The sequence below is a fragment of the Butyricicoccus faecihominis genome (assembly GCF_024462775.1).
GTDB classification, from domain to species: Bacteria; Bacillota; Clostridia; order Oscillospirales; family Butyricicoccaceae; genus Agathobaculum; species Agathobaculum faecihominis_A.
Genome location: NZ_JANGCE010000013.1, coordinates 26,213 through 51,647 on the forward strand (window position 1 = coordinate 26,213; position 25,435 = coordinate 51,647).

The window sequence follows — 25,435 nt, forward strand, 5'->3', positions numbered from 1 at the left end:
GCGTTAAAAAAGAAAAAAGCGATATAAAAAATGGCAAACGAAAGGAAAGAGAGCATGAGCAACGTGTATGAAAGCCCGTTTTCCGCGCGGTACGCCTCGGATGAGATGCTGTATATTTTCTCCTCCGATATGAAGTTTTCGACTTGGCGGCGGCTGTGGATCTCGCTGGCAAAAGCGGAAATGGCACTCGGCCTGCCCATCACCGAGGAACAGGTGCGGGAGATGGAGGCCCACGTAAACGATATTGATTTCGACATGGCCCGCGCCCGTGAAAAAGAGGTGCGGCACGATGTGATGGCCCATGTATATACCTTTGGCAAAGCCGCGCCGAAGGCCGCCGGTATCATCCATCTGGGCGCGACGAGCGCCTATGTGGGCGATAACACCGATATCATCCAGATCCGCGAGGGTCTGCTGCTCGTGCGGAAAAAGCTGGCCGCCGTACTGGACAAGCTTTCCGTATTCGCGGACGCGCATAAGGCGCAGCCGACGCTGGGCTTCACCCACTTCCAGCCCGCGCAGCTGACGACTGTCGGCAAGCGCGCGACGCTGTGGATGAACGAACTGCTGATGGACCTTGAAGAGGTCGAATACCGCCTGAGTACCCTTAAAATGCTCGGCTCCAAGGGCACGACCGGCACGCAGGCTTCCTTTATGGAGCTGTTCGACGGTGATGAGAGCAAGGTGAAGGAACTGGAAAAGCGCATTGCGGACGATTTCGGCTTTTCGGGCGTGCAGCCTGTTTCGGGCCAGACCTATTCCCGCAAGGTGGACGCGCAGGCGCTTGCGACGATGTCGGGCATCGCCCAGTCGGCGGGCAAGTTTGCCACCGACCTGCGCCTTTTGCAGCACCTGAAGGAGATCGAGGAGCCGTTCGAGGCGCACCAGATCGGTTCCTCCGCCATGCCATACAAGCGCAACCCCATGAGAAGCGAACGAATCTGCGCGTTGGCGCGCTATGTGATCTGCGACAGCCTGAACCCCGCCTTTACCGCGTACGGCCAGTGGTTCGAGCGCACGCTGGACGATTCGGCGAACAAGCGCGTATCCGTTCCCGAAGCGTTCCTCGCGGTCGACGCGATCCTGAACATCATGCTGAACGTCGTTTCCGGCCTTGTCGTTTACCCCAAGGTTATTCACCAACGCGTGATGAACGAGCTGCCCTTTATGGCCACCGAAAACATCATGATGAGCGCGGTCAAGCGCGGCGGCGACCGGCAGGAGCTGCACGAGCGTATCCGCGAGCATTCGATGGCCGCCGGCAAGCGCATCAAGGAGGAAGGTCTCGACAACGATCTGATTGACCGGATCGCGGCCGATCCCATGTTCGGCATGACCCGCGAGGAAATTGAAGCCGAGCTCGATCCCGCGAATTATATCGGCCGCTGCCCCTCGCAGGTGGACGAGTTCCTTGCTGAGTGCGTCCGCCCCGCGATCTCGCCCTATCTGGACGGCGAAGAAATCCGCGCGGAGATCAACTTATAATTTCCACGCGCCGCAGCGCGTATGGAATCGAAAATCAAAACAGAGCGTTTTGATCAAATCAATCGTGTTTGACTTTTTGCGGCAAAAAAGTTATACTGTACTTTATGCTGTGTAAAGAAACGAAGGAGGCTGTAAAACATTGAAGAAGAGTGTGATTTCCTTTATCGCAGTCATGCTCGTGATCGCGATTCTCGCGGTCTTTGCGGTATCGGGATTAACGATTGCCGGTCATGTGATCATTCCAAAGGTGACCGACACGGAAAACGGGATCCGGCTGGGTCTCGATCTGGTGGGCGGCTCGTCCATCACCTATGAGGCGATCTTGCCGGAGGGCTACTCGGGCGATTTGGCAAATGATATGAAGATCGCGCAGACGATGATCCGGGAACGTCTGACGCGTAAGGGCTTTACCGAAGCGACCGTCGCGCTGAAGGGCGACAACCGCATCACGGTGGAGATCCCGCAGATCACCAACCCGGAAGAAGCGGTGCAGACGCTCGGCACGACCGCGCAGCTGACCTTTGTCGATATGGACGGCAAGGAATGGCTGACCGGTCAGGATATCAAAAAGGCGACCGCCGCGTACGGCACGCCGAACAACGAACCGATCGCGATCAACTACGTTCAGGTGGAGTTCACCACGGACGGCGCGAAGAAGTTTGCCGAGGCGACCGAAACGATCGCCGGTATGGCGGCGGAGGGTAAGAACTACCTCGGCATTGTCATGGACGGCGAAGCGATTTCCACCCCCGGCGTCAACCAGAAGATCGACAGCGATTCCTGCGTCATCTCCGGTTCCTTTACGGCGGAAAGCGCCAAGGAACTGGCCGACCTGATCAACGTCGGTCAGATGCCGTTCAGCTTAAAGCAGGTCGAGCTTCGCTCGGTCGGCCCGCAGCTCGGCGCGGACGCAATGCAGACCAGCCTGCTCGCCGGTGCGATCGGCGTGGCGCTGGTGTGCCTGTTCATGCTGATTATGTACCGTATTCCCGGCCTTGTCGCGTGCCTTGCGCTGGGCTTCTATATTGTGATCGAGGCCGTTATCTTCGGCCTGATCCGCGTCAACCTGTCCCTGCCGGGCATCGCGGGCATTATTCTGTCGATCGGCATGGCGGTGGACGCCAACGTCGTCATTTTCGAGCGCATCAAGGAAGAACTGCGCGCGGGCAAGACGGTCAAGAGCGCAATCGATTCCGGCTTTAAGCGCGCCTTTACGGCAATTTTGGACTCTAACGTCACCACGCTGATCGCGGCGGCGGTGCTGTTCTGGCTGGGCACGGGCACGATCGTCGGCTTTGCGACGACGCTTGGCCTCGGTGTTATCGTTTCGATGTTCACCGCGCTGACCATCACGCACTTCCTGCTCAACCGCATGGTCGATTTCCACATCCGTAACCCCAAGGCTTACGGCGCATAAGAAAGGAGGAGATCAATTTATGAAAGCAAAGTTCCCGATTTTAAAGAATTTCAAAATTTTCGGCATTATCTCCATCCTGCTGTGCGCGACCGGTCTGGTCGGCCTGCTGGCGCTGCCGTTCGGACAGAATCTGTTCAATTTGGACATCGATTTTGCCGGCGGCACCGAAATGGAGTTCAATATGCATCAAACGGTGACGCAGGATATCCAGAACGAGGTGACCGCCCTGTTCAAGGAAGCCACCGGCACGGATGCTTCCTCCGTCACCTCGGCGGGCGATAAGGACGAGCTGGTCTCCATCCGTTCCTCCTCCATCGATTCGGAGAAGCGCGCCGCCGTGATCAAGGCGATGCTCGAAAAGTACAGCCTCGATGAAAAGACCGATATCAACAAGAACGACGACGTCAGCCCTTCGGTCGGCAGCGATTTGCAAAAGGCCGCGTTCCTGTGCGCGATCGTCGCCATCGTTCTGATGATGATCTATATCACCATCCGGTTCGAACTGACCTCCGGTCTCGCGGCGGTCTGCTGTCTGGTGCACGATCTGCTGATCATGCTCACCTGTTATGTGGTGTTCCAGCTGCCGCTGAACGTAAACTTCATCGCGGCGGCGCTCACCATCCTCGGTTACTCTATCAACGCGTCGATCATCGTGTTCGACCGTATCCGTGAAAATCTGCGCACCGCGCGTAAGGAGCCGTTCGAGTCCGTGGCCGAGCGTTCGGTCTGGCAGACAATGGGCCGTACGATCAACACCACGCTGACCACGCTGTTCACCGTCGGTATGATCTTTATCCTCGGCGTGCCGAGCCTCAAGCAGTTCACGCTGCCGCTGATCATCGGCATTATCGCGGGCGGTTATTCTTCCATCTTCATGTCCGCATCTCTGTGGAACTTCTTCCGCAAGCATATGCGCAAGAAGAAGGCGTAAAAAGCATATACTGCAAAGGAGGATGCCGCGGCATCCTCCTTTGTCCATTACCGGAAGGGAGCTGAATTCAATGGTTCGCATCGGCATTTCGACCGCATGCTTTTATCCTGAACCGATCGAGGAGGCGCTGCCCGTGATAGCCGGGCTCGGCGTGCACGCGATCGAGGTGTTCGTCAACACAGAAAGCGAATTTTCGCCTGCGTTCGCACAGAGCTTTGGCGCGCAGGCGCGCTCGCTGGGGCTGGATATCGTATCCGTACACCCGTTCACCTCGCTGATGGAGGGGATATTGCTGTTTTCCGATTACAGCCGCCGCACGGACGACGGCATGCGGCAGTATGAACGGTATTTTACCTTTGCCGAGAGCTTGGGCGCGCGCTTTCTCACCTTTCATGGAGAACGCGACATGGGCGGTCCGGACGATCCCGCGCGGTTTGCGCATAAGGCGGAGATATACCGCCGCCTATGCGCGCTCGGCGCGTCGCACGGTGTGACGCTTGCGCAGGAGAATGTGGCGTGGTGCAAATCAAAGAACCCTGCCTTTCTGCGCAATCTGTATGAAGCCGTGCCCGAATTGCACTTCACGCTCGATATCAAGCAGGCCCGGCGCGCGGGGCGCGACCCGCGCGAATTTATCGAAGCGGTGGGCGAGCGGATCGTCAATATCCATATCAACGACTTTGATGCAAACGAAAGCTGCCTGCTGCCTGGCGCGGGCAATATGGATTACGGCGACTTTTTCAGCCGTATGCGCGCGGTCCATTACGATGGGCACGCGCTGATCGAGGTATACCGCTCGAATTTCCACGATCCGGCCGAGTTCACAAGATCCCTTCGCGTGCTTTCCCGTTACGGCACCGTGTAGCAAAGCTGTTTGACAGATGCACACGAGACGTGGTATAATAGCTATAAAGTAGCTATTATACCCGGATTAAATTAATTATACCATCAGCGGCGCCTATCGGAACCCTGACACCTTTCGGTTGTTTGCCGCTGTGGTATAATATAGCATAAAACAAAAGGGTTCTTTCGAAAGCGTGGTTTCGATCGAATCGCTGTTATAGAGAGGGGAATACCTCGATGAAGTGTCCATTTTGCGGGTTTGGGGACAGTAAAGTGGTCGATTCCAGACCGACCGACGAGGGGACGAGCATCCGCCGCCGCCGTGAATGTCTGCAATGCTTAAAGCGATTCACCACCTATGAGACCGTTGAGCGGATGCCGCTTATGCTCATCAAGCGGGATGGCACGCGTCAGGCTTATGACCGGCAGAAATTGCTGAATGGTCTGATCAAGGCGTGCGAAAAGCGTCCGGTGTCGCTGATGCAGCTCGAACAGATCGTAGACAATGTGGAGCAAAAGGTGTTCAGCTCGCTGGAAAACGAAATTTCCAGCATGGTCATCGGCGAGCTTGTGATGGATCAGCTGCGGCTGGTGGACGAGATCGCGTACGTGCGCTTTGCCTCGGTCTATCGTCAGTTTAAGGATATCAGCTCCTTTATGGACGAGCTGAATACCCTGATACGCGAAAAATAAAGTCTTGACAAACGGCCATGAAGGGGCTAAACTATAAACCACGAAAGTAATCACTATTGAAACCGTAGGAAAAGGAGGAAAACCGTTATGACAGCACTGCGAATGTACATGGCAAGCGGTTTTGCTCGTATTTCTGCCGCGAAGGGGCGAATGTGCCTTTCGTAACAGACGCGGGCCGCTTTCCATGCGGTTTTGCGTTTTCTTAGAAAAACGAGCGGAAAGCAAATTGGCTTTCCGCTTTTATTTTGAATTCAAGGGGGAATGAGGTTTGGAACAGGACGCGATCGTCCGCATCCGGGATCTAAACAAGACCTTCCGGACGAAAACAAACACCGTCGTTGCGCTCGACGGCGTCAGCCTCGATGTGACGCGGGGTGAAATATTCGGCATTATCGGCCTTTCCGGCGCGGGCAAGTCGACGCTTGTGCGCTGTATCAATTTTTTGGAAACGCCGACGGCCGGTACCGTTGAAGTGGACGGGCGCGAGTTGGGCGCGCTCTCCAAAAAGGAGCTGCTCGAAGCCAGACGCTCGATGGGCATGATCTTTCAGCAGTTCAACCTATTGCAGCAGCGCACGGCGCTGCAAAACATCTGTTTCCCGTTGGAGATCGCGGGCGTTAAAAAGGATGAAGCGGAAAAACGGGCGAGAGAGCTGCTGGGGATCGTCGGTCTGACCGAACGGGCGGAGGCGTATCCGGCGCAGATGTCGGGCGGCCAACAGCAGCGCGTGGCGATCGCCAGAGCGCTTGCGACGAACCCCAAAATCCTGCTCTGCGACGAGGCGACCTCCGCGCTTGACCCGACGACCACCCGGTCGATCCTCGCGCTGCTGAAAGAAATCAATAAAAATCTGGGTATCACCGTGATCATCATCACGCACGAAATGGCGGTTATTGAAGAAATCTGCCAGCGCGTCGCCATTATCGATTCCAGCCGCATCGCGGAGATCGGCACGGTCGAGCAGGTGTTTACCCGACCGAAGTCCGCCATGGCCAAGCAGCTGATCTACCCGAACGGCGAGCGGGACCGCCTTGCGACAGGCAAGCGCTATTGCCGCATCGTGTTCGACGGCAACTCGTCCTTTGAGCCGGTGGTGTCCAATATGGTGCTCGAATGCAAGGCGGCGGTCAATATCATGTTTGCGGATACCAAGGATATTGACGGCAAGGCCTACGGCCAAATGATCTTGCAGCTGCCCGAGGACGAACGCGCCGCGTCGCGCGCGCTGGCGTACCTCGAAACACAGAATGTGCATGTGGAGGAGGTGGACAACGATGCTTACGCCTGAACTCTGGGGCCTAATGGGCACTAGCCTGCTGGAAACCCTGTATATGGTCATTCTGGCTACCGCTTTTTCCTATTTGATCGGCTTGCCAATCGGCCTTGCGCTCGTTGCCACCGAGCGGGACGGTATTCGCCCGCTGCCGGCGTTTAATAAGGTGCTGGGCTTTGTGGTCAATATTTTGCGTTCGGTACCGTTTTTGATTTTGCTGGTTTATGTTCAGCCGTTGACCCGCGCGATTGTGGGCACCTCGATAGGTTCGACGGCGACCATCGTGCCGTTGGTCATCGCCGCGGCTCCCTATGTGGGGCGTATGGTCGAAAGTTCGATCAAAGAAGTCAGCTTTGGCGTGATCGAAGCCGCACAGTCGATGGGAGCAAGCCCGTGGCAGATCGTAACCAAAGTTCTTGTGCCCGAGGCCAAGCCGTCGCTGCTGGTCGGCGCGGCGATCTCGATCGTCACGATTTTAAGCTATTCCGCCATGGCCGGTTTTGTTGCGGGCGGCGGTCTTGGTACGGTTGCTATCAACTATGGCTACAACCGCTATCAGTTCGATATCATGACCGTCGCAGTTGTCATCATTGTTATCGTGGTGCAAATTTTTCAGGAGTGCGGACTGTGGCTGGCTAAAAAGCTGGATAAACGCAACCGTTAACAAAGATATCAAAAAAATAATATAGAAGCATTAGAAGGAGAGATTTATCATGAAGAAGAAAATTGCAGCCCTGCTGGCATGCACGCTATGCCTGTCGGCCCTTGCCGCCTGCGGTGGCAATGACGCTAAGGGCGAAGAAGACAAGACGATCACCGTCGGTGCCTCGCCTACACCCCATGCGGAGATCCTAAACGCCGCCAAGGACGTGTTGGCCGAACAGGGGTATACGCTGGTCGTGAAGGAATTTTCCGATTACGTCATTCCGAACACGGCATTGGTAGACGGTGAGCTGGATGCGAACTACTTCCAGCATACACCGTACCTCAATACCTTTAATCAGGAAAACAGCGCAGATCTGGCTGTGGCGGTAGAGATGCACTATGAGCCGTTTGGCGTGTATCCCGGCAAGACTGCTTCGCTGGATGAGTTAAAGGATGGCGCGACAGTGGCTATTCCCAACGACGGCTCAAACGAAGCGCGCGCGCTGCTGCTGTTGCAGGACGCTGGGCTGATCAAGCTGAAGGACGGCATTGATCCGACCTCCAAAGATGCTACCGTACTTTCTATTGTAGAGAATCCGAAGAATTTGAAGATTTCGGAGATCGCCGCCGAACAGTTGCCGCGCTCTCTGCAGGATGTTGATATTGCGGTCATTAACGGCAACTATGCGCTGCAGGCCGGACTGAACGCGAACGACAACGCGATCGCTACCGAAACCCCGGATTACGGCAAGGTATACGTCAATGTTGTTGCTTGCCGCTCCGAAGATAAGGATTCGGATAAAATGAAGGCGCTCGCCGACGCGCTGCACTCCGATACGGTAAAGAAATTTATCGAGGACACCTATCAGGGCGCGGTCGTTCCCACGTTTTAAAAGAAAAAAGTAAAACCAAGGAGCTGTATCAAACCTTTGATACAGCTCCTTTTTGTAAATTTGTACAAAAAAATCATGATTGACATGGGAGATATGTGCGGTTATACTAATAAATAGCGGTAACCTTTTATATTCACGATATAAAGGAGAAGGGTAGTATGAAAAAGTTTTTGTCCGTTTTTTTAGCGGCGCTTCTGGTGACAACGTCGCCGGCGGCTCTTGCGGCCAGTTTTGAGATTGAGGCACTGGTCAAACCTACGTATGAGGAAGTATCCAGTTTTTCGGACGGTTGGGCTGCGGTTAAGCAAAATGGCAAGTGGGGCTATATCAATGAAAGCGGCGATATGGTGATCCAGCCCAAATATGATTGGGCCGGTCCGTTCGGCGAAGGCGTCGCGGTTGTTGGCCTGCTCGCTACGGAAACCTATGGTGCGGGTACCGATTACGAGAGCACCGCGGACTATTACGAATTGTATCTGCTCAGTGAAAACGGCTCGGCCAAGCAGCTGATGAGCGATCCCTTCGGAGAGGGCGCGACACCGATGCAGTACTATGTCGACGGAATCGAGGGCGGGTCGATCGAGTCGGACGGCTACGAATGGTTTTGTCAGAACGGTGTGATCAATGTCAACGGCACGCCCTTTGACGCGAATGGAAACGAGATAAAGGTCAACGGCACGCTGGATGACCAATATATTGAATTTTATACGATGACCGGCCCATGTGTCGGCGGCGTGATTCCAATGTATGGGGACAGTGCGGTGGAAGGCGGCGGTCAGGCGTTTTTTATGGACAAAAACGGCAAGATTACACGCAAATTTCCACGCTATAGTGAAAGTAATATCACCGTGGTCTACGCGCCGGAGCAGGATCGGATCGTTGCCGCCAAGGGCAGATATGATGAGGAGGGCAACTGGATCGGCGGCTGGGGTGCAATGGATATGAACGGCAACTGGGCCGTGCAGCCGGTGTATGACGGATTCCGCTATATGATGCGGGGACAGTTTTTCTGCGACGGCCTAATGGTCGTCAATGACGCGAGCGGCAAGTACGGCGCGATCGATCGGAACGGCAAGGTCGTCATTCCGCTACAGTATGAGTTTATGTCCTCGTTCAGCGAAGGCATGTGCGCCGTCAAGCAGAACGGCACGTTCTATTACATTGACGTGACAGGCAAAAAGTATTCGATAGGCGCGCTTTCGGGCGGCGCAGCTTCCCGCGTGGACGCGGCGTCCTTGATGAGCGGTGGCATTTCCCCGGTCTACATTGCGGCGAACGGACAGGCATATTGCGTGCAGAATGTGCCCAAGAATGGTGTGCTGCCCGCAGTGACGGGTACGGAAAACCTCGCGCGCGAAGTGTATTTTCCGGAGTACGATGCAGGATCGGATAATCTGGGCAGGCTTACCACGCTTGGCGACATCATCGCGGTTAAGGAAAACGGTAAGTGGGGCTTCTCCAAGTTGACCTTCCACCTTGATTTGCCCGACGAAAACGCGATGGATTCATGGGCGTACGACGAGGTATGCAAGGCGATCGAAGCGGGGTTGGTGCCGAACGAGCTGCAAAACCAGTACCGCTCGAACATAACGCGCGGCGATTTCGCGCTGCTGCTGACCGAGGTCGCCTGCACGATCACGGAAAAGGATATCGAAACGCTGGTCAGGGATACGACGGGCAAGGAGCTGGACGCGTTGGTGAAGGCGCTGCCGTTCACCGATACGAACAGCGCGGCCGTCGTGGCGGCGAACGCCCTTGGCATTTTAAATGGCTACGGAGACGGCAAATTTGGCCCGTACGATACGATCAGCCGGCAGGACGCGGCAACCATGCTGCTGCGCGCGGCGACCGCGATCAAGGCGGACGCACTGGAAGGCTGGGGCGACAAGATCGCCGCGGCGAACGTACAGTTTGCGGACGGCGCGGCTTTCTCCGCTTACGCCAAGGAGGCGATTCAGGTTATGGCTGCCCTCGACGTAATGAAGGGCACCGGCAACAATCAGTTTTCGCCAAAGGAGACCTATACACGTCAGCAGTCGTTTATGACGGTTTACCGTTTGATGACGCAGATACTGGATCAGGCGGCCTAAACGCATAAAAAGAGGAGGACTTTTTCGTCCTCCTCTTTTTATGTGCTTTATTCGTTGGCGCGGGGAGTTATTCCGCTGCGTCCTGCACGCCCGCCATGTCGGCGACCGGCTTGCAGACGAGTTCTTTGCTGATCTTGCCGGCAAAGCCGGTCAAGGTCTTGCCGGGGCCGACCTCGCACGCGGTCGTCAGGCCCGCCGCCATGCCGTTCGCAACCAATGTCTTCCAGCGAACGGGGGAGACCATGTGCTGCTCTAGGTGAGCGGGCAGGTCGGTTAAAGAAAGCTTCTTGCCGTCTAAATTGGAGTAGATATCCATTGTGGGCGCGTGGAAGGTAAAATCGGCGACAAACGCGCGCAACTCCTTTGCGGCCTCCGCCATCAGCGGCGTGTGGAACGCGCCCGAAACGGCAAGCGGCACCGCGCGGCGCGCGCCCGCGGCTTTGCAGTTCTCCATCGCCTGTTCCAGCGCCCCGCGCTCGCCCGCTATGACGAGCTGGCCGGGACAGTTGTAGTTGACCGGGCGAACGATACCGCAGGTGACCGCATTGCAGGCCTGCTCGATCTTTTCATCGTCCAGCCCCATGATGGCGGCCATGCCGCCGTCGATCGAATCCGCCGCTTGCTGCATCAGCCTGCCGCGCATGGATACAATCTTGATGCCGTCCGCCAGCGATACCACGCCCGCCGCGGCCAGCGCGGTGTATTCGCCGAGCGAAAAACCGGCGGCGGCCTTAAAAGATACGCCTGCTTCCCGCAGCGCGGCAAGCGCCGCCATGGAATGCGTAAAAATAGCGATCTGGCTGTTTTCCGTGCGGGAGAGCACGTCCTTTTCGCTGTCAAAGCAAAGCTTTGCCACGTCGCGCCCGGCGCCCTCGCTCGCTTCCTCAAAAACCGCTCTGGCAGCGGCGCTGCTCTCAAATAAATCCTTGCCCATACCCGGCGCCTGCGCGCCCTGACCGGGGAAAAATGCAAAGCCGTATTCCATCTTTTTTCCTCCCATGTTAGTCCGTTCCGCGGGAAACGGTTGACAATTACTCTGCCATTCATTATAATAGACAGAGATTACTTTGTCAATCAAACTATTGTCGCTTTTCCACGGATCTGGGAGGGCGATTTCGATTTTACAAGGAGCGTGGAAATCATCAATAGTCAAATTATCGGCACCGGCTCGTATGTTCCGGATTTTGTGCTCACCAATAAAATCTTGGAGCAGCTCGTCGACACGAACGACGAATGGATCGTCAAACGCACGGGCATCCGTGAACGCCGCATCGCAAAGGGCATGCGCACGTGGGAACTCGGCCTGAAAGCCGCCGAGCGCGCGCTGGAAAACGCCGGCATCACCGCGGATGAGCTCGATATGATCATCGTGACCACCTGCTCGCCGGATTTCTTTTCCCCGATCGAGGCAAGCGTCATTCAGGACAAGCTGGGCGCGAAATGCGCGGCCATGGATCTGAACACCTGCTGCTCGGGCTTTGTCTATGCGTCCGATGTGGCCGATAGTTTTATTAGGTGCGGCAAAGCCAAAACGGTTCTGGTTATTTCGGCCGAGACGCTGTCGCGCGTGACCGATTACACCGACCGCGGCGTGTGCGTGCTGCTGGGCGACGGCGCGGGCGCGGTCGTCTATCGCGCGATCGATGACGCGGGCAAGGGCATTCAGGCCTCGTTCCTCGCATCCGACGGATCGGGCGCGGACCACCTTTATATGGAGGCGCTGCCGCTGGAGGAAGATCCGCTGCAAGCTGACCGAAGCTACGATCAGTCCAAGCGCTTTCTCAAAATGGCGGGCGCGCCGGTTGTGCGCTTTACGGCGTGGGCCGTTCCAATGGCAATCGACGAGGCGCTCACGCGCGCGGGCGTTTCCGCGGCGGATATTGACTGGGTGGTGCCGCATCAGGCCAACCTGCGCATCCTCGACGTGATTGCGAAGAAATACAACCTGCCGAAGGAAAAAATCTACGTCAACCTTGACCGGTTCGGCAATACCTCGTCTGCCAGCATTCCGCTGGCGCTGGACGAGATGCGGCAGAAGGGCCTGCTGCACGAAGGACAGACCATTGTGTGCACGGGGTTTGGCGGCGGCCTTACTTACGGCGCGTTTGTCATAAAACTGTAAAAGGGGAACAAATAGTTATGAATACCAAGATCACAAAACTGCTCGGCATTGAGTATCCGATTGTACAGGGCGCGATGGCGTGGATCGCCGAGCATCATCTGGCGGCGGCCGTATCAAAGGCCGGCGGCCTTGGCATCATCGCGGGCGGCGCCGCGCCGGTGGACTATATCCGGGATGAGATACGCAAGGCGCGCGCTATTACGGACAAGCCCCTTGGCATGAACATCATGCTGCTTTCGCCCAACGCGGACGACCTCGCGCAGCTCGCGATCGACGAAAAGATCGAAGTGCTGACGACCGGCGCGGGCAATCCGGGCAAGTATATGGAAAGCTGGAAGAACGCGGGCATCAAGGTAATGCCGGTCGTCGCTTCCGTGGCGCTGGCCAAGCGCATGGAGCGGGCGGGCGCGGACGCGGTCATCGCGGAAGGCATGGAAGGCGGCGGCCATATCGGCGAGGCCACAACGATGAGCCTGCTGCCGCAGGTGATCGACGCGGTCGATATTCCGGTCATCGGCGCGGGCGGCGTTGCGGATGGCCGCGGCATGGCGGCGCTGCTGCTGTTGGGCGCGGAAGGCGTGCAGTGTGGCACGGTGTTCCTTGCTACGCCGGAATGCCAGATTTCCGATAAATATAAGGAACTGGTCCTCAAGGCGACCGATATTTCGACCGTTGTGACCGGGCGCCCGTCCGGACACCCGGTGCGCTCGCTCAAGACCCCGATGGCGCGCAAATGCTTGGAGCTGGAGAAGATCAATACAGAGCAGTCGCTGGAAGAGCTCGAGGCCGCGACCGCGGGCTCGCTGCGCAAAGCCGTGCAGGACGGCAACTATGAAGAGGGCACCTTTATGTCCGGACAGATCGCGGGCATGCTGAAAGAGCTGCGGCCGTGCGAGGACGTGATCAAGGGTATGACCGCTAAGGCGGAAGAACTGCTCAAAAACGCTTACAAGCGCTTTGAATAAGGAGAATACAGCATGGGAATTGCAATCGTAACCGGCGCGTCGCGCGGTATCGGCGCGGCGATCGCGGAAAAGCTGGCCGCGGAAGGCCATGACGTGGTTCTAAACTGTGCGTCAAACGCGGCGAAAGCCGAGGCGGTCGCGGAAAAGTGCCGCGCCCATGGGGGAAAAGCCCTTGTCAAGGTTTGGGACGTTTCCGACCACGCGGCCTGTGAAAAGGCCGTGCAGGAGGTCAAGGAGGAGCTTGGCGTTCCGTCCATCCTCGTCAATAACGCGGGCATCACCCGCGACGGCCTGATGGTTCGCATGAAGGAAGACCAGTTCGACGAGGTCATCCGCATCAACCTGAAGGGCGCTTACAATATGCTGCAGGTGTGCGGCGCCATGATGATGCGCGCCAAGGCCGGGCGGATCGTCAACATATCTTCGATCTCCGGCATGGTGGGCAACGCGGGTCAGATCAACTACTGCGCGGCCAAGGCCGGTCTGATCGGCATGACCAAGACCGCGGCCAAGGAGCTCGGCCCGCGCGGCGTGACCGTCAACGCGGTAGCGCCCGGCTTTATCGATACCGATATGACCGAGGGGCTGGCCGACGCACTCAAGGAAAACGCGAAAAAGCAGATCTCGCTCGGCCGCTTCGGCAAGCCGGAGGAGATCGCGGAGGCGGTGGCTTTCCTCGCTTCCGATAAGGCCAGCTTTGTCACGGGTCAGGTGCTCGTGGTGGACGGCGGCATGATATAAAAATTTCGATCGAAACAAAGCCCCATTTCGATCGAGCGTTCCGGCACTGGCGCGCGCCCTACGGGCACACTTAGCCGCCGGTTTGTTCAAAAACCGAGATACATGCTCCCGGTTTTTGGTCAACTTGAAGCAGCGCTTCAAGTTTCCATTTGATTGCGCGCTGCGGCGCGGGGGTTTTTCATTCCGCTGCACCATATCAAGATATTGGCGCAGTATATTTGAGGTGAAGGAGTTGTTAGGATGGAACGAGTAGTCATTACTGGTATGGGCGCGATCACGCCCGTAGGCAATGATGTGGAAACGTTTTGGGAATCGCTTAAAAACGGTAAGTGCGGCATTGGGCCGATCACGCGGTTTGATACGGCTGATTTTAAAGTAAAGCTGGCCGCCGAAGTCAAGGACTTTCAGGTAGAGGATTATATCGATAAGCGCGAAGCGCGCCGCATGGATTTAAACTGCCACTTTGCGATCGCGGCGGCCCAGCAGGCGGTCGATCAGGCCGGTCTGACCGAGGGTAGCTTTGATCCCTTCCGCACGGGCGTGATCTTCGGCTCGGGTGTGGGCGGTCTTAAGGTCGCGGAAGATGAAGTGACCAAGATGAACGAAAAGGGGCCGGGCCGCGTTTCCCCGGTCTGCATTCCGCAGATGATCGCCAACATGGCGGCCGCGCACATTTCCATGCGGTTTGGTTTCAAGGGCGAGAATTTCTGCCCGGTCTCCGCTTGCGCGACGGGCAACCACGCGATCGGCGAGGCCATGCGCGCCATCCGTCACGGCTATCAGGATATCGTCCTTTGCGGCGGCACGGAAAACGGCATCATTCCGATCTCCATGGCGGGCTTCCAGAACATGAAGGCCGTGCACACGGGCGAAGACCCGACGTGCGCTTCGGTTCCGTTTGACGCGCGCCGTTCGGGCTTTGTCATGGGCGAGGGCGCGGGGTGCCTCGTGCTTGAAAGCCTGTCGCACGCCAAGGCGCGCGGCGCCACGATCTTGGCCGAGGTGGCCGGCTACGGCGCTTCGGGCGACGCTTACCACATCACCAGCCCCGACCCCTCGGGCGAAGCGGCTTCCCGCGCCATTCTCGGCGCGATCACGGACGCGGGCCTCGCCCCAGCGGATGTCGACTATATCAACGCGCACGGCACCTCCACCCCGATCAACGAAAAGTATGAAACGATCGCGATCAAAAAGGCGTTCGGCGACGAGGCGTATAAGGTCAAGGTATCCTCCACCAAGTCGATGACCGGCCACCTGCTGGGCGGCGCGGCCGCGATTGAAGCGATCGCCTGCGTTTTGGCGATCCGCGACGGGATCATCCCGCCGACGATCGGCTACAAGGAGCCCGACCCGGATTGCGACCTCGATATCACGCCCAATGAGGCGGTGGAGGGCAAGGTGGACGTCGCGATCTCCAATTCGCTCGGCTTTGGCGGGCACAACGCCTGCATACTGATCAGGAAGGTGTAAAGCATGGATATCAAGGAACTGAAGGACGTCGCCGTAGAGCTGATGGACGCCTTGCAGGCGCGCGGCCTCGGCGAAGTCGAGATAGAGGCGGAGGATGTGCGCGTCTGCATCTGCGCCAAGGAGCCCGCGCCGGTCATGGCGGTGTCTGGCCCCGCGGCGGCGGCCTCCGCGCCGGCGGCTTCGACCGCCGCTCCCACGGAAGAAGCAGCCCCCGCGTCGTCCGACGGCCTGCCCGCGGGCACCCGGGTGGAAGCGCCGCTTGTCGGCGTGTTCTATTCCGCGCCCACGCCGGACGCGCCGCCGTTCGTGCTGGTCGGGCAAAAGGTGAAGAAGGGCGACACGCTCTTTATCATCGAAGCGATGAAGACCATGAACGAGATCAAGGCCCCGTGCGACGGCACGGTCGTGCGCATCCTCGCGCAGCCCGGCGATTTGGTGGAATACAAGCAGGTCGTCGTCGTGATCGAGGAGTAAGCCAAAAAAAGGGTTGCGTTTTGACAGGAGAGGGTTTATACTATGCTGAACAGAGAACAGATTATGGAGATCATCCCGCACCGCCCGCCGATGCTGCTGGTCGATGAGATCACAGAGCTTTCGGAAGAGGGTGCTACCGGCACGCTCCATTTAACGGGGGAAGAGTTTTTCTTTCAGGGGCACTTCCCCGGCAACCCCATCATGCCCGCCGTTTTCCGGCTGGAAGCGCTCGCGCAGGTAGGCGCGGTGGCGTTGCTTTCCATCCCGGAGTATAAGGGCAAAACGGCGGTGTATACCGGCATCGACAAGGCGAAGTTCCGCGCGATGGCCGTTCCGGGGGATACGCTGCGCATGGAGATCAAGTTCGTCAAACGGCGCGGCCCGATGGCCGTGGCCGAAGGCGTGGTCTGGGTCGGCGATCAAAAGGCGGCCGAGGCTGAGATCAAATGCGCGGTCATTCTAGACTGAGGCGAAAGAGGAAACATGTTTCAAAAGGTATTAATCGCGAACCGCGGCGAGATCGCGGTTCGCATCATTCAGGCCTGCCGCGATCTGGGTATCGTATCGGTCGCGGTCTATTCCGAGGCTGACCGTGAAGCGCTGCACGCACAGATCGCGGACGAAGCCGTGTGCATTGGCCCGGCCGGCGCGGCGGGTAGCTATCTGAATATGGACAACATCATATCGGCGGCCATTGCTTCCGGCTGTCAGGCGATCCATCCGGGCTTTGGCTTTTTATCCGAAAACCCGGATTTCGCGGAAAAGACGACCGAAGCGGGGCTGGCCTTCATCGGGCCTACCGCCGCGACCATCCGCCTGATGGGCGACAAGGCCGAAGCCAAGCGCAACGCGATCGAAGCGGGCGTGCCCGTCGCCCTTGGCACGGACGGCACGGTGGCCGATTTTGACGAAGCCGTGCGCGAAGCTGCGCGCATCGGCTTTCCGATCATGCTCAAGGCCGCGTCCGGCGGCGGCGGCAAGGGAATTCGCATTGCGATGGACCCGTCCGAGCTGCAGGCGGCGTATGATAACGCCTCCTCCGAGGCGGAAGCCAATTTCGGCGACGGCCGCCTGTACATGGAACGCTATATCCACAACCCGCGCCATATCGAGGTGCAGATCTTGGGCGACCAGTTCGGCAACGTTGTGCACCTGTTTGAGCGCGAGTGCTCGGTACAGCGCCGCCACCAAAAGCTGATCGAGGAATCGCCCTCCGCCTTTGTGGACGACGAGCTGCGCGCGCGCATGACAAAGGCCGCGGTCGATCTGGCCAAACGCGTCGGCTACCGCAACGCGGGCACGATTGAATTCTTGGTCGATAACGACAAGAATTTCTACTTCTGCGAAATGAACACGCGCATTCAGGTAGAGCATCCGGTAACCGAGCAGGTGACCGGGGTCGATCTGGTGTGCGAGCAGATTCGGGTCGCGGCGGGCGAGCCGCTTTCCTTCACACAGGAGGAGCTGACCCTGCGCGGCCACGCGATCGAATGCCGCATCAACGCGGAGGACCCCTCGCGCGATTTTGCGCCCTGTCCGGGCGCCATCGTTTCCATGCACCTGCCGGGCGGGCCCGGCGTGCGGATGGATACGGCGGCCTATCAGGGCTACCGCATCCCGCCTTATTACGATTCGATGATCGGCAAGCTGATCGCTTACGGCGCGGATCGGCGGCAGGCCATTGCCCGCATGCGCCGCGCGCTGACCGAAACGCTGTTTGAAGGCGTTGTGACCGGTACGGACTATCAAATGCATATTCTGCGCTCAAAGGCGTTCGAGGACGCGGCTTTTCACGTCAACTCGATCGCGGACGGCGACTTTGACCGATAACGAAAAGGGGGGACGCACATGCTGATCGATCTGTTCCAAAAGACGCGCGAAGCGTCGCTCGAAATGAAGCCCAAGGACGAGGGCGGCGTGAAAGTAGTCACTTGTAAGGGCTGCGGGGCCGAACTGAAGGCCTATACCTACGGCCGCAATCTGTACGTCTGCCCGAACTGCGGACGGTATGGCCGCCTGCTCGCGCGCACCCGCATCCGTCAGATCGCGGATAAGGATACGTTCCAGCCGCTCTTCGCCGACCTCGCGCCCGGCGATCCGATCGATTTTCCCGGCTACGCGGAAAAGACCGCCGTGCTCGCGGAAAAGGTGGGCATGCCGGATGCTGTTTCCACCGGCGTTTGCAAGATCGGCGGGGTAGAGACCTGCCTTGGCGTGATGGACAGCCACTTTCTGATGGCTTCAATGGGCTCGGTCGTCGGCGAGAAGCTGACGCGCCTTTTCGAGTATGCGACGGAAAAAATGCTGCCCGTCGTATTGTTCACGTGCTCAGGCGGCGCGCGTATGCAGGAGGGCATGTTCTCCCTTTTGCAGATGGCCAAGGTGTCCGCCGCGGCCCGGCGGCATTCCGATAAGGGCCTGTTGTATATCACCGTGCTGACCGATCCGACCACGGGCGGCGTGACCGCTTCGTTTGCCATGCTGGGCGATATCATCCTCGCCGAGCCGCGCACGACGATCGGCTTTGCCGGACGCCGCGTGATCGAAGGCACGATCGGCGAGACCCTGCCCGATGATTTTCAGTCGTCGGAGTTCTTGCTATCGCATGGATTCTGTGATAAAATAGTTCCGCGCAATATGCTGAAGGGAACGCTGGAAAAGCTGCTGAAAATGCACCGCCAGCCCAAAACAAAGAAAAGGCAGGTGTTTAAGCAGTGAGCGTGAAACCCGCATCGGAAAAAATGCGTATTATCCATGATCCCAAGCGTCCCGTGATCGACGATTATATCGCCGAGCTGTTCGATGATTTTATCGAGCTGCACGGTGACCGATACTTCGCCGAGGATCACGCGGTCTGCGCGGGCGTCGGCCTGTTTTGCGGCAAACCGGTCACGGTGATCGGCCTGCGCAAGGGCAAAACGACCGAAGAGAACCTTGCCGCGAATTTCGGCATGGCCCATCCGGAGGGCTACCGCAAAGCGCTACGGCTTGCCCATCAGGCGGAAAAGTTCCACCGTCCGGTCATCTGCTTTGTCGATACGCCGGGCGCGTTCTGCGGCGTCGGAGCGGAGGAACGCGGGCAGGGCGAGGCGATCGCCCGCTGCCTATATGAGTTTATTGAGCTGAAAACCCCGGTGATCTCCATTGTCACGGGCGAAGGCGGTTCGGGCGGCGCGCTGGCGCTGGCCGTGGCCGACCGCGTGCTGATGCTTGAAAACGCGCTGTATTCGGTGATTTCACCGCGCGGCTGCGCCTCCATCCTGTGGAAGGACGCTTCGCGCGAAGCCGAGGCGGCCGACCAGCTGCGCATCACCGCCGAGGATCTCTACAGCTTCGGCATGATCGAAGGCATCATCCCCGAGGGCATGGGGGGCGGTCAGATATTCCGGAGCGTCAAGCGCACCATTGGCGAAATGCTGACCGAGCTCGGAAACGAGCCCAATATGGACGTCATGCTCCAAAAACGGTATGAAAAATTCCGCAAGATCGGAGTTTTCAGAGAAATAAATCAAAATAACGAAGGAGAGTAACCCCAATGTTTGAAAAGATTTGCGAGCTGCTGGCCGATAAGTTCGACGCCGACGCTTCCACCATGACCATGGACACCAAGATCAAGGATGATCTGAACGCCGATTCCCTCGACGTAGTGGAACTGATGATGGACCTCGAAGAGAGCTTTGGCATCACCATTTCCGACGAGGAAGCCACCCAGATGAGCACCATCGGCGATATCGTCAAGTATATCGAAGCCAACCAGTAAGAAACAGCCAAAACCCCTTGAAGCCGAATCGGTTTCAAGGGGTTTTTGTTATTGGTAGGAGCGTTTACAATTACTCCCCAATGGAATATAATAGTCAAAAGGGCCCGAAGCGTAGAGACAAGAAAACGAGGGACGATCGAATGAAAAAACGGCTTATCGCACTGTTGTGTTTGGCAGGGATACTACTTACCGCTTGTGACAGTGAATCGAGCGAGGAACAAACGGCGCTTTTGTCCTACACGTCTGCGATCGGAGGCGTGCGGATCCCGGAAGGCGTGCAGGTGGTTTCTCTGGGTGAATCCTCGCATGGGACGAAGGAATACCACACCATGCGAAAGGACGTGTTTGCTTACCTGATGGAGCAATACGGGTGTCACACGTTTATACTGGAAGCAGCGTTCGGCGCCTGCCTAACGGTTAATGATTATATTCTGGGCAAGGCGGATATCACGGCGGGCGAGGCGTTACAAGAGTTGGGATTTTGGGTGTATCAGACCGCCGAATTTGAGCAGCTTCTCGAGTGGATGCACGATTATAACCAGACCGCGCCGGAGCAGGAGAAGATCCGCTTTTACGGTGTAGATATGCAAGAGGGCGACAGCACAAGGAAGCGTCTGCTGACCTATCTGAGGTCGGTGGCGCCTGAGCAAGCCGCGGCCTATGAGCGGCTGCTGAAGCCGCTGAGAGGACAGGGTTACGACTACACGGAAGCGGAATTGCAGGCGGAACGGCTGGAACCCATTGTCCGCGCGATTGATCAGCTCGCAGAGGAAATGGATTTGCAAAGGGAGCCGTATACCGCGATTAGCGGGGCGTATGATTTTATGATCGCACGCGAGTGCGTGAACGCTCTGCGGGAATACGTGCAGTCGCTGCAGCTGCTACAGGAGTACGCCGGGGATGAAATGAAGCTGCTTGTCGCGAGCTGTGAGCAGCGCGACGCCTTTATGGCGGGCCGCGTCGAAACAATCCGCCAAATAGACGGCGCGCAGCTTGTCTTTTTAACGGCGCATAATATGCATGTAGCCCGCCGCGTGCAGCAGACCGAAGGGATACCGCAGGTAGGGACGATGGGCAGTTACCTGTCCGACCGTCTGGGGGACGCTTACTTTGCCATCGGTACGGCGTTTTGCAAGGGAACACTCACCGCGGTGCACTATGAGCAAAACGTGATACGGACGTTTTCGGTCAAGGAAAAGCACCCGTTCATCCGGCTGTTCGAGGGCCTGCCCGGGGATAGCTGGTATATTGATATAGCGCGCGCCAAAGCGGACGCGCGACTTGCCCCCTATTTGGAAAAGCCGTATTCATTTTTGGATATCGGCGCGGTTTACAGTAAGGCGCTTGATTCCGATAAGAATCAATCCAACAGCATGTATCCGCGCCATCCGGCGGTCCTTGCGGATTCGTGGGACGGTATGCTGATTTTTCAGCGGACACATCCCACGCAACTGCTGCCGCAAAGCGATACGGATGAAGCGGCATAAAAACCCCTTGGCGGCCGGTATGGCAACCGGCCGCCAAGGGGTTCGCGTTATTCCTCGGCCAGCGCCTGATAATACTCGCTCAGGCGCGCGGTTTGCGCGGTGAGCAGTAAAATCGCTTCGCTGCGCAGCGCTTCGTTTGCATACAGTCCCTTGCCGGCGTGGTCGATCGCGCGGCGGATCAGCGCGGTCACGTCGTTTGGCGCGCCGTCTTTTTCCGCGTCGGCTTCGGCCAAACAAAGGCAGGCGCGCGCGGAAAGCGCATACAATTCATCCTCCACCGAGGCGGGGAAACGGCTTTCCTCGGTCGGTACATCCGCATATTTTCCCGCGCGAAACGCAGCCTTGGCCTCGCAAAGCACGCGGTATGCGTCATCTAATACGGGTTCCGGCGCGATGAGCTGGTCGGGCGACAGGCCGAGCACGCCCGCCAGATAGCTTAAGGTCTTTACCGAGGGCATGGCGGCGCCGCTTTCGATCTGGCTCAGCATATTGCGGGTGATAAAATCCCCGACGACCTCGGCCTGCGTCATTTTCTTGGCAAGGCGCGCCTCTTTTATTTTTTTTCCTAGCTCGCTAGCATCCATTGCTCTTTCCTCGTTGTGATGTCCGGAATGTAAATATTATTTACTTACATTGTAACAGGCCCTGTGTGAAATTACAATACGGTACGGAGAAAAATATTTTTAATAGACGGATTGACAAGTTTAAACAGAATGCTATAATGGTGGTGTAAATATAATTTACATAATAAATAACCGGGGAGGGGATACCCATGGCGGAGTGGTGGAACGGTCTGGATAGCGTGCTGCGCGCGCTGTACTGCATCGCGGTGCCTGCAACGCTGCTTTTTTTCATTCAAACGATCTTAGCCGTCGTAGGCGGATTTGGAGACGGCGGCGAAGGCGTCAATTTCAGCGATACATCCGGGCTTGATTTGCCGGATGGGGGAGACGGCGGAACCGATCTTGCCGATCTGAGCGACGCGGATTTCGACGATCTGGCCGCCGCGCACCATACCGACGGCAGCGGCGTTCACGATGCTTCAACGCTGCGGCTGTTGTCGCTGCAAACCGTCGTCGCATTCCTGACCGTGTTCGGCTGGTCCTCCATCGTGGCGATCAGCTCGGGTTCGGACGAGGCGATCAGCCTGATCGTCGGTCTGGCGCTCGGCCTGCTGGCTATGTTTTTGGTGGCGAAGCTGGTACAGGTATCGCGGAGGCTCGCGGAAAACGGCACGCTCAACCCGCGCAACGCGATCGGGGAGAGCGGCAAGGTCTATTTGCCCATCCCGCCGAACGGTCAGGGCGAGGGCAAGGTCATGCTCGAGGTACAGGGGCAGCTGCACGAATTTGAAGCGGTCACGCTTGGGTCGGTCACGCTGAAAACCGGCTCTATGGTGCGGGTGACCGATCTGCGCGGCGAAACGCTTGTCGTAGAGCCCGAACAGTAAGCAATTTATTTAAGGGAGGATAAAAATATGCCATTACAAATGCTCATTACGGTATGCATCATCGTGGTCGTACTGTTTGCGGCGCTGCTCGCCATTCTGGGGCGCTACCGTAAATGTCCCGCGGACAAGATCCTAGTGGTTTACGGTAAGGTGGGCTCCAATAAGGACGGCACGGCCCGCACGGCCAAGTGTATCCATGGCGGCGCGGCGTTCATCGTGCCGGTCATCCAGTCCTATCAGTACTTAGATCTGACGCCGATCTCGATCAGCGCGGATTTGAAAAACGCGCTGTCCAAGCAGAATATCCGTATCGATGTGCCCAGCCGTTTTACCGTCGGTATCTCGACCGAGCCGGGCATCATGCAGAACGCGGCCGAGCGACTCCTCGGCCTAAAGCTTTCTGAAATTCAGGAACTGGCCAAGGATATCATCTTCGGTCAGCTGCGTCTGGTCGTCGCGACGATGGACATCGAGGAGATCAACACCGACCGCGACAAGTTCCTCGCCTCCGTGTCGAACAACGTGGAGATCGAACTGAAGAAAATCGGCCTGCGGCTTATCAACGTCAACGTGACCGATATTAATGATGAATCCGGCTATATCGACGCGCTTGGTAAGGAAGCCGCCGCCAAGGCGATCAACGACGCGAAGAAGTCGGTCGCCGAAAAGAACCGCGACGGTGAGATCGGTCAGGCCAACGCACAGCGCGATCAGCGCGTGCAGGTCGCGGCGGCGAACGCCACCGCGATTGACGGCGAAAACGCGGCCAAGATCGATGTGGCCCAGTCGGAAGCCAACCGCCGCGAAAAGGAAGCGGAATCGCTGCGTCTGGCTACGGCGGCGGAAGCCGTGCAGGCGGCCAAGGCCAAGCAGGAAGCCTACGTTGCCCAGCAGTTGGCGGAAAAAACCCGCGCGGAGCTGGAAAAGGCAACGCAGGAAGCAGACGTTATTGTAAAGGCGGAAATCGATAAGGAACAAGCCGAGATTCAGGCCGAAGCCGAAGCCGAGGTCATGCGTCGTAAGGCGCGCGGCGAAGCGGACGCGATCTACGCCAAGATGGAAGCGCAGGCGCGCGGCGCCAAGGAGATCTTGGAGCGGCAGGCGGAAGGTATCCGCGCGCTGGTCGAAGCGGCCGCGGGCGACCCGAAGGCCGCGGTACAGCTGATGATCGCCGACAAGCTGGAAGAACTGGTCAAGATTCAGGTCGAAGCGATCAAGAACCTCAAGATCGACAAGGTCACGGTCTGGGATTCGGGCGCGGGCGGCAAGGGCGAGGGAAAATCGTCCACCGCAAACTTTGTGTCCGGCCTGATGGCTTCGATCCCGCCGCTGCATGAACTGTTCAAGCAGGCCGGTCTCGACATGCCGAGCTATCTGGGAACCGAGAGCAAACCGGAGGCGGAAACGATCGTGGCCGTGGACACAGCGCCGACCCAGCAGGAGGAGCAGGACCTACCGGAGGCGTAATGCCGGGAGGAGGTACAGATGAATGAAAATCTGTCCAAACCGCTTTCGCTATTTTTGTATGCCAGTGTTTTCTCGCTGGTAATCAATCTGCTCGCGCTGACCGGCATTGCGCAGGGTGCACTCGCAAGCATTGCCGTGTTGATCGCGCTGATCGTGCAGATCAATGCTGTATCCCGCATGCGGCGGGCGCACATGCGGCTGGGCAAGGCATACGGCTTCTTGATCGCCGAATTGATCGTTACCGTCTTTGCGGTGCTGCTTGCAGTGATTGGGGTCGTAGGCGGCGAGGCGATGGGCGCGGCAGCGCTCGCGTTTATGTTGCTGCTCTGCGGGATCGTGCTAGATGTGCTGTATGACTTCAATCTCTACTGGGCGCTCGATGCACTGAACAATGAAAAACAGTACGGCTATCCGAATGGACGCATCCGCTGGTGCTTTTATCTTTCGCTCATCGGCGCCGGTTCGGCGTTCCTGTTGAATTTGGTCGGGACGACGTTTCCGACTGAGCTGATCGCGTCGCTGTTCGCTATCCCGGCGCTGGTGCTGCTGTGGCAATACATCACCGCACTGCGAGCATGGGAACAGCGGCCGCCGTTGCTATAAGGCGTATGAAAAGGAGTGGCGTATCATGAAACTATATAAATGGCTGCTTTGGTACTGGGTCGCGATGGTGGCAAGCATGGTGCTTGGCCTGTTCGATCAAACGGTGCTCATGATTTTCTCGCTGGCCGCTTCGGTTGTACAGCTCTATGCGCTGGCAAAGCTGCGCCCATTCCATGAACGCATACAGAAGTCCTTTACCTATACGATCATTTGTCTGGTTCTGATGATCGTAACGCTGCTGGCGGCGTTGCTCGGCATTTCAACGATGACGACGGGGAGCGGCGCGTGGGTCGTGCTGCTGCTGGCCGTGCTGGTCGCGTCGGCGGTGTTCGCCCTGCTTTCCTCGTATCACTTCTATTGGGCGCTGGACGAACTGCGGGATGCAAACGGCTATGATTATCCGGACGGACGCATCCGCTGGTGCTTTTATCTGGCCATCATCAGTGTGGGCGTAACCTTTGTGGTGCAGCAGATAAGCTATGGTTCCTTCCTCTATTACTTTGTATCGATTGGCTTCCAGATTGCGATACTGGTGCTGCTTTGGCGCTATATTAAGGCCGTGCAGCTGCGGGAGGAACAGGAAAACGATCCGACTTGGCCCGAGCTGTAATAACAAAAAAAGTGGC

General features: G+C 57.6%; 26 protein-coding genes. 24 read left to right on the top strand and 2 right to left on the bottom strand.

The window, feature by feature from the left end; all coding sequences use genetic code 11:
- The first annotated feature begins 54 nt into the window (after positions 1–54).
- From purB to NE562_RS08490, 9 genes are all read left to right on the top strand, one after another.
- Positions 55–1,485, top strand: a complete 1,431-nt coding sequence (gene purB, locus NE562_RS08450; protein ID WP_280962024.1) for an adenylosuccinate lyase — start codon at positions 55–57, stop codon at positions 1,483–1,485.
- A 139-nt stretch (positions 1,486–1,624) separates the two neighbouring features.
- Positions 1,625–2,902: a protein translocase subunit SecD gene (secD, locus tag NE562_RS08455; RefSeq protein ID WP_280961969.1), complete on the top strand. Its 1,278-nt coding sequence runs from the start codon at positions 1,625–1,627 to the stop codon at positions 2,900–2,902.
- 19 nt (positions 2,903–2,921) lie between these two features.
- A complete protein-coding gene (gene secF / locus NE562_RS08460; protein WP_280961970.1) occupies positions 2,922–3,833 on the top strand; it encodes a protein translocase subunit SecF in 912 nt (303 codons plus the stop codon).
- A 70-nt stretch (positions 3,834–3,903) separates the two neighbouring features.
- Positions 3,904–4,698, top strand: a complete 795-nt coding sequence (locus NE562_RS08465; protein ID WP_280961971.1) for a sugar phosphate isomerase/epimerase family protein — start codon at positions 3,904–3,906, stop codon at positions 4,696–4,698.
- A 215-nt stretch (positions 4,699–4,913) separates the two neighbouring features.
- Positions 4,914–5,369, top strand: a complete 456-nt coding sequence (gene nrdR / locus NE562_RS08470; RefSeq protein WP_280961972.1) for a transcriptional regulator NrdR — start codon at positions 4,914–4,916, stop codon at positions 5,367–5,369.
- 268 nt (positions 5,370–5,637) lie between these two features.
- Entirely contained in the window at positions 5,638–6,657 is a 1,020-nt protein-coding gene (locus tag NE562_RS08475) for a methionine ABC transporter ATP-binding protein (protein ID WP_280961973.1), read from the top strand.
- Entirely contained in the window at positions 6,644–7,306 is a 663-nt protein-coding gene (locus NE562_RS08480) for a methionine ABC transporter permease (RefSeq protein WP_280961974.1), read from the top strand. Before NE562_RS08475 ends, NE562_RS08480 begins: the two co-directional genes overlap by 14 nt.
- A gap of 49 nt (positions 7,307–7,355) precedes the next feature.
- Positions 7,356–8,180 carry a MetQ/NlpA family ABC transporter substrate-binding protein gene (locus tag NE562_RS08485; protein WP_280961975.1) on the top strand — a complete coding sequence of 275 codons (825 nt, stop codon included), beginning with the start codon at positions 7,356–7,358 and terminating at the stop codon, positions 8,178–8,180.
- A gap of 158 nt (positions 8,181–8,338) precedes the next feature.
- A complete protein-coding gene (locus tag NE562_RS08490) occupies positions 8,339–10,270 on the top strand; it encodes a WG repeat-containing protein (protein ID WP_280961976.1) in 1,932 nt (643 codons plus the stop codon).
- A 67-nt stretch (positions 10,271–10,337) separates the two neighbouring features.
- On the opposite strand, the gene fabD is transcribed toward NE562_RS08490, so the two are convergent.
- On the bottom strand, positions 10,338–11,255 hold the full coding sequence (gene fabD, locus NE562_RS08495) for an ACP S-malonyltransferase (protein WP_280961977.1): 918 nt from the start codon (positions 11,253–11,255) through the stop codon (positions 10,338–10,340).
- A gap of 147 nt (positions 11,256–11,402) precedes the next feature.
- On the opposite strand from fabD, the gene NE562_RS08500 reads away from it, so the two are divergent.
- The 11 genes from NE562_RS08500 to NE562_RS08550 all read left to right on the top strand — a co-directional run bounded on the left by NE562_RS08500 (position 11,403) and on the right by NE562_RS08550 (position 21,289).
- The gene (locus tag NE562_RS08500) at positions 11,403–12,392 is read left to right on the top strand and encodes a beta-ketoacyl-ACP synthase III (protein ID WP_280961978.1); all 990 of its coding nucleotides are present in this window, start codon (positions 11,403–11,405) and stop codon (positions 12,390–12,392) included.
- 17 nt (positions 12,393–12,409) lie between these two features.
- Positions 12,410–13,357 carry a nitronate monooxygenase gene (locus NE562_RS08505; protein WP_280961979.1) on the top strand — a complete coding sequence of 316 codons (948 nt, stop codon included), beginning with the start codon at positions 12,410–12,412 and terminating at the stop codon, positions 13,355–13,357.
- Positions 13,358–13,369: 12 nt separating this feature from the next.
- Positions 13,370–14,098, top strand: a complete 729-nt coding sequence (gene fabG / locus NE562_RS08510; protein ID WP_280961980.1) for a 3-oxoacyl-[acyl-carrier-protein] reductase — start codon at positions 13,370–13,372, stop codon at positions 14,096–14,098.
- Between the two features lie 240 nt (positions 14,099–14,338).
- Positions 14,339–15,568: a beta-ketoacyl-ACP synthase II gene (gene fabF / locus NE562_RS08515; protein WP_280961981.1), complete on the top strand. Its 1,230-nt coding sequence runs from the start codon at positions 14,339–14,341 to the stop codon at positions 15,566–15,568.
- Positions 15,569–15,571: 3 nt separating this feature from the next.
- Positions 15,572–16,042, top strand: a complete 471-nt coding sequence (accB, locus tag NE562_RS08520) for an acetyl-CoA carboxylase biotin carboxyl carrier protein (RefSeq protein ID WP_280961982.1) — start codon at positions 15,572–15,574, stop codon at positions 16,040–16,042.
- Between the two features lie 42 nt (positions 16,043–16,084).
- A complete protein-coding gene (gene fabZ / locus NE562_RS08525; RefSeq protein ID WP_280961983.1) occupies positions 16,085–16,510 on the top strand; it encodes a 3-hydroxyacyl-ACP dehydratase FabZ in 426 nt (141 codons plus the stop codon).
- Between the two features lie 15 nt (positions 16,511–16,525).
- Positions 16,526–17,872: an acetyl-CoA carboxylase biotin carboxylase subunit gene (accC, locus tag NE562_RS08530; protein ID WP_280961984.1), complete on the top strand. Its 1,347-nt coding sequence runs from the start codon at positions 16,526–16,528 to the stop codon at positions 17,870–17,872.
- 18 nt (positions 17,873–17,890) lie between these two features.
- A complete protein-coding gene (gene accD / locus NE562_RS08535; RefSeq protein ID WP_280961985.1) occupies positions 17,891–18,760 on the top strand; it encodes an acetyl-CoA carboxylase, carboxyltransferase subunit beta in 870 nt (289 codons plus the stop codon).
- A gap of 23 nt (positions 18,761–18,783) precedes the next feature.
- Positions 18,784–19,572, top strand: a complete 789-nt coding sequence (gene accA, locus NE562_RS08540) for an acetyl-CoA carboxylase carboxyl transferase subunit alpha (RefSeq protein WP_280961986.1) — start codon at positions 18,784–18,786, stop codon at positions 19,570–19,572.
- 5 nt (positions 19,573–19,577) lie between these two features.
- Complete coding sequence (gene acpP, locus NE562_RS08545) at positions 19,578–19,802, top strand: acyl carrier protein (protein WP_280961987.1); 225 nt, start codon at positions 19,578–19,580, stop codon at positions 19,800–19,802.
- 140 nt (positions 19,803–19,942) lie between these two features.
- A complete protein-coding gene (locus tag NE562_RS08550; RefSeq protein WP_280961988.1) occupies positions 19,943–21,289 on the top strand; it encodes an erythromycin esterase family protein in 1,347 nt (448 codons plus the stop codon).
- 47 nt (positions 21,290–21,336) lie between these two features.
- Here NE562_RS08550 and NE562_RS08555 read toward each other — a convergent pair whose 3' ends face one another.
- The gene (locus NE562_RS08555; protein WP_280961989.1) at positions 21,337–21,873 is read right to left on the bottom strand and encodes a helix-turn-helix domain-containing protein; all 537 of its coding nucleotides are present in this window, start codon (positions 21,871–21,873) and stop codon (positions 21,337–21,339) included.
- 188 nt (positions 21,874–22,061) lie between these two features.
- On the opposite strand from NE562_RS08555, the gene NE562_RS08560 reads away from it, so the two are divergent.
- Genes NE562_RS08560 through NE562_RS08575 form a run of 4 tightly spaced genes read left to right on the top strand, consistent with a single transcriptional unit; the run spans position 22,062 to position 25,419 of the window.
- Positions 22,062–22,739 (top strand): NfeD family protein, encoded by a 678-nt coding sequence (locus NE562_RS08560; RefSeq protein WP_280961990.1) that lies wholly within the window; start codon positions 22,062–22,064, stop codon positions 22,737–22,739.
- Positions 22,740–22,766: 27 nt separating this feature from the next.
- On the top strand, positions 22,767–24,206 hold the full coding sequence (locus tag NE562_RS08565; protein WP_280961991.1) for a flotillin family protein: 1,440 nt from the start codon (positions 22,767–22,769) through the stop codon (positions 24,204–24,206).
- Between the two features lie 18 nt (positions 24,207–24,224).
- The gene (locus NE562_RS08570; protein ID WP_280961992.1) at positions 24,225–24,809 is read left to right on the top strand and encodes a hypothetical protein; all 585 of its coding nucleotides are present in this window, start codon (positions 24,225–24,227) and stop codon (positions 24,807–24,809) included.
- Positions 24,810–24,834: 25 nt separating this feature from the next.
- Entirely contained in the window at positions 24,835–25,419 is a 585-nt protein-coding gene (locus NE562_RS08575; RefSeq protein ID WP_280961993.1) for a hypothetical protein, read from the top strand.
- The last annotated feature ends 16 nt before the right edge of the window (positions 25,420–25,435 follow it).

Coding starts and splice junctions, on each gene's coding strand:
- purB (WP_280962024.1), top strand. CDS start 55: ATGAGCAACGTGTATGAAAGCCCGTTTTCCGCGCGGTACGCCTCGGAT.
- secF (WP_280961970.1), top strand. CDS start 2,922: ATGAAAGCAAAGTTCCCGATTTTAAAGAATTTCAAAATTTTCGGCATT.
- NE562_RS08465 (WP_280961971.1), top strand. CDS start 3,904: ATGGTTCGCATCGGCATTTCGACCGCATGCTTTTATCCTGAACCGATC.
- nrdR (WP_280961972.1), top strand. CDS start 4,914: ATGAAGTGTCCATTTTGCGGGTTTGGGGACAGTAAAGTGGTCGATTCC.
- NE562_RS08480 (WP_280961974.1), top strand. CDS start 6,644: ATGCTTACGCCTGAACTCTGGGGCCTAATGGGCACTAGCCTGCTGGAA.
- NE562_RS08485 (WP_280961975.1), top strand. CDS start 7,356: ATGAAGAAGAAAATTGCAGCCCTGCTGGCATGCACGCTATGCCTGTCG.
- NE562_RS08490 (WP_280961976.1), top strand. CDS start 8,339: ATGAAAAAGTTTTTGTCCGTTTTTTTAGCGGCGCTTCTGGTGACAACG.
- fabD (WP_280961977.1), bottom strand. CDS start 11,255: ATGGAATACGGCTTTGCATTTTTCCCCGGTCAGGGCGCGCAGGCGCCG.
- NE562_RS08505 (WP_280961979.1), top strand. CDS start 12,410: ATGAATACCAAGATCACAAAACTGCTCGGCATTGAGTATCCGATTGTA.
- fabG (WP_280961980.1), top strand. CDS start 13,370: ATGGGAATTGCAATCGTAACCGGCGCGTCGCGCGGTATCGGCGCGGCG.
- fabF (WP_280961981.1), top strand. CDS start 14,339: ATGGAACGAGTAGTCATTACTGGTATGGGCGCGATCACGCCCGTAGGC.
- accB (WP_280961982.1), top strand. CDS start 15,572: ATGGATATCAAGGAACTGAAGGACGTCGCCGTAGAGCTGATGGACGCC.
- fabZ (WP_280961983.1), top strand. CDS start 16,085: ATGCTGAACAGAGAACAGATTATGGAGATCATCCCGCACCGCCCGCCG.
- accC (WP_280961984.1), top strand. CDS start 16,526: ATGTTTCAAAAGGTATTAATCGCGAACCGCGGCGAGATCGCGGTTCGC.
- accD (WP_280961985.1), top strand. CDS start 17,891: ATGCTGATCGATCTGTTCCAAAAGACGCGCGAAGCGTCGCTCGAAATG.
- accA (WP_280961986.1), top strand. CDS start 18,784: ATGCGTATTATCCATGATCCCAAGCGTCCCGTGATCGACGATTATATC.
- acpP (WP_280961987.1), top strand. CDS start 19,578: ATGTTTGAAAAGATTTGCGAGCTGCTGGCCGATAAGTTCGACGCCGAC.
- NE562_RS08550 (WP_280961988.1), top strand. CDS start 19,943: ATGAAAAAACGGCTTATCGCACTGTTGTGTTTGGCAGGGATACTACTT.
- NE562_RS08555 (WP_280961989.1), bottom strand. CDS start 21,873: ATGGATGCTAGCGAGCTAGGAAAAAAAATAAAAGAGGCGCGCCTTGCC.
- NE562_RS08560 (WP_280961990.1), top strand. CDS start 22,062: ATGGCGGAGTGGTGGAACGGTCTGGATAGCGTGCTGCGCGCGCTGTAC.
- NE562_RS08565 (WP_280961991.1), top strand. CDS start 22,767: ATGCCATTACAAATGCTCATTACGGTATGCATCATCGTGGTCGTACTG.
- NE562_RS08570 (WP_280961992.1), top strand. CDS start 24,225: ATGAATGAAAATCTGTCCAAACCGCTTTCGCTATTTTTGTATGCCAGT.
- NE562_RS08575 (WP_280961993.1), top strand. CDS start 24,835: ATGAAACTATATAAATGGCTGCTTTGGTACTGGGTCGCGATGGTGGCA.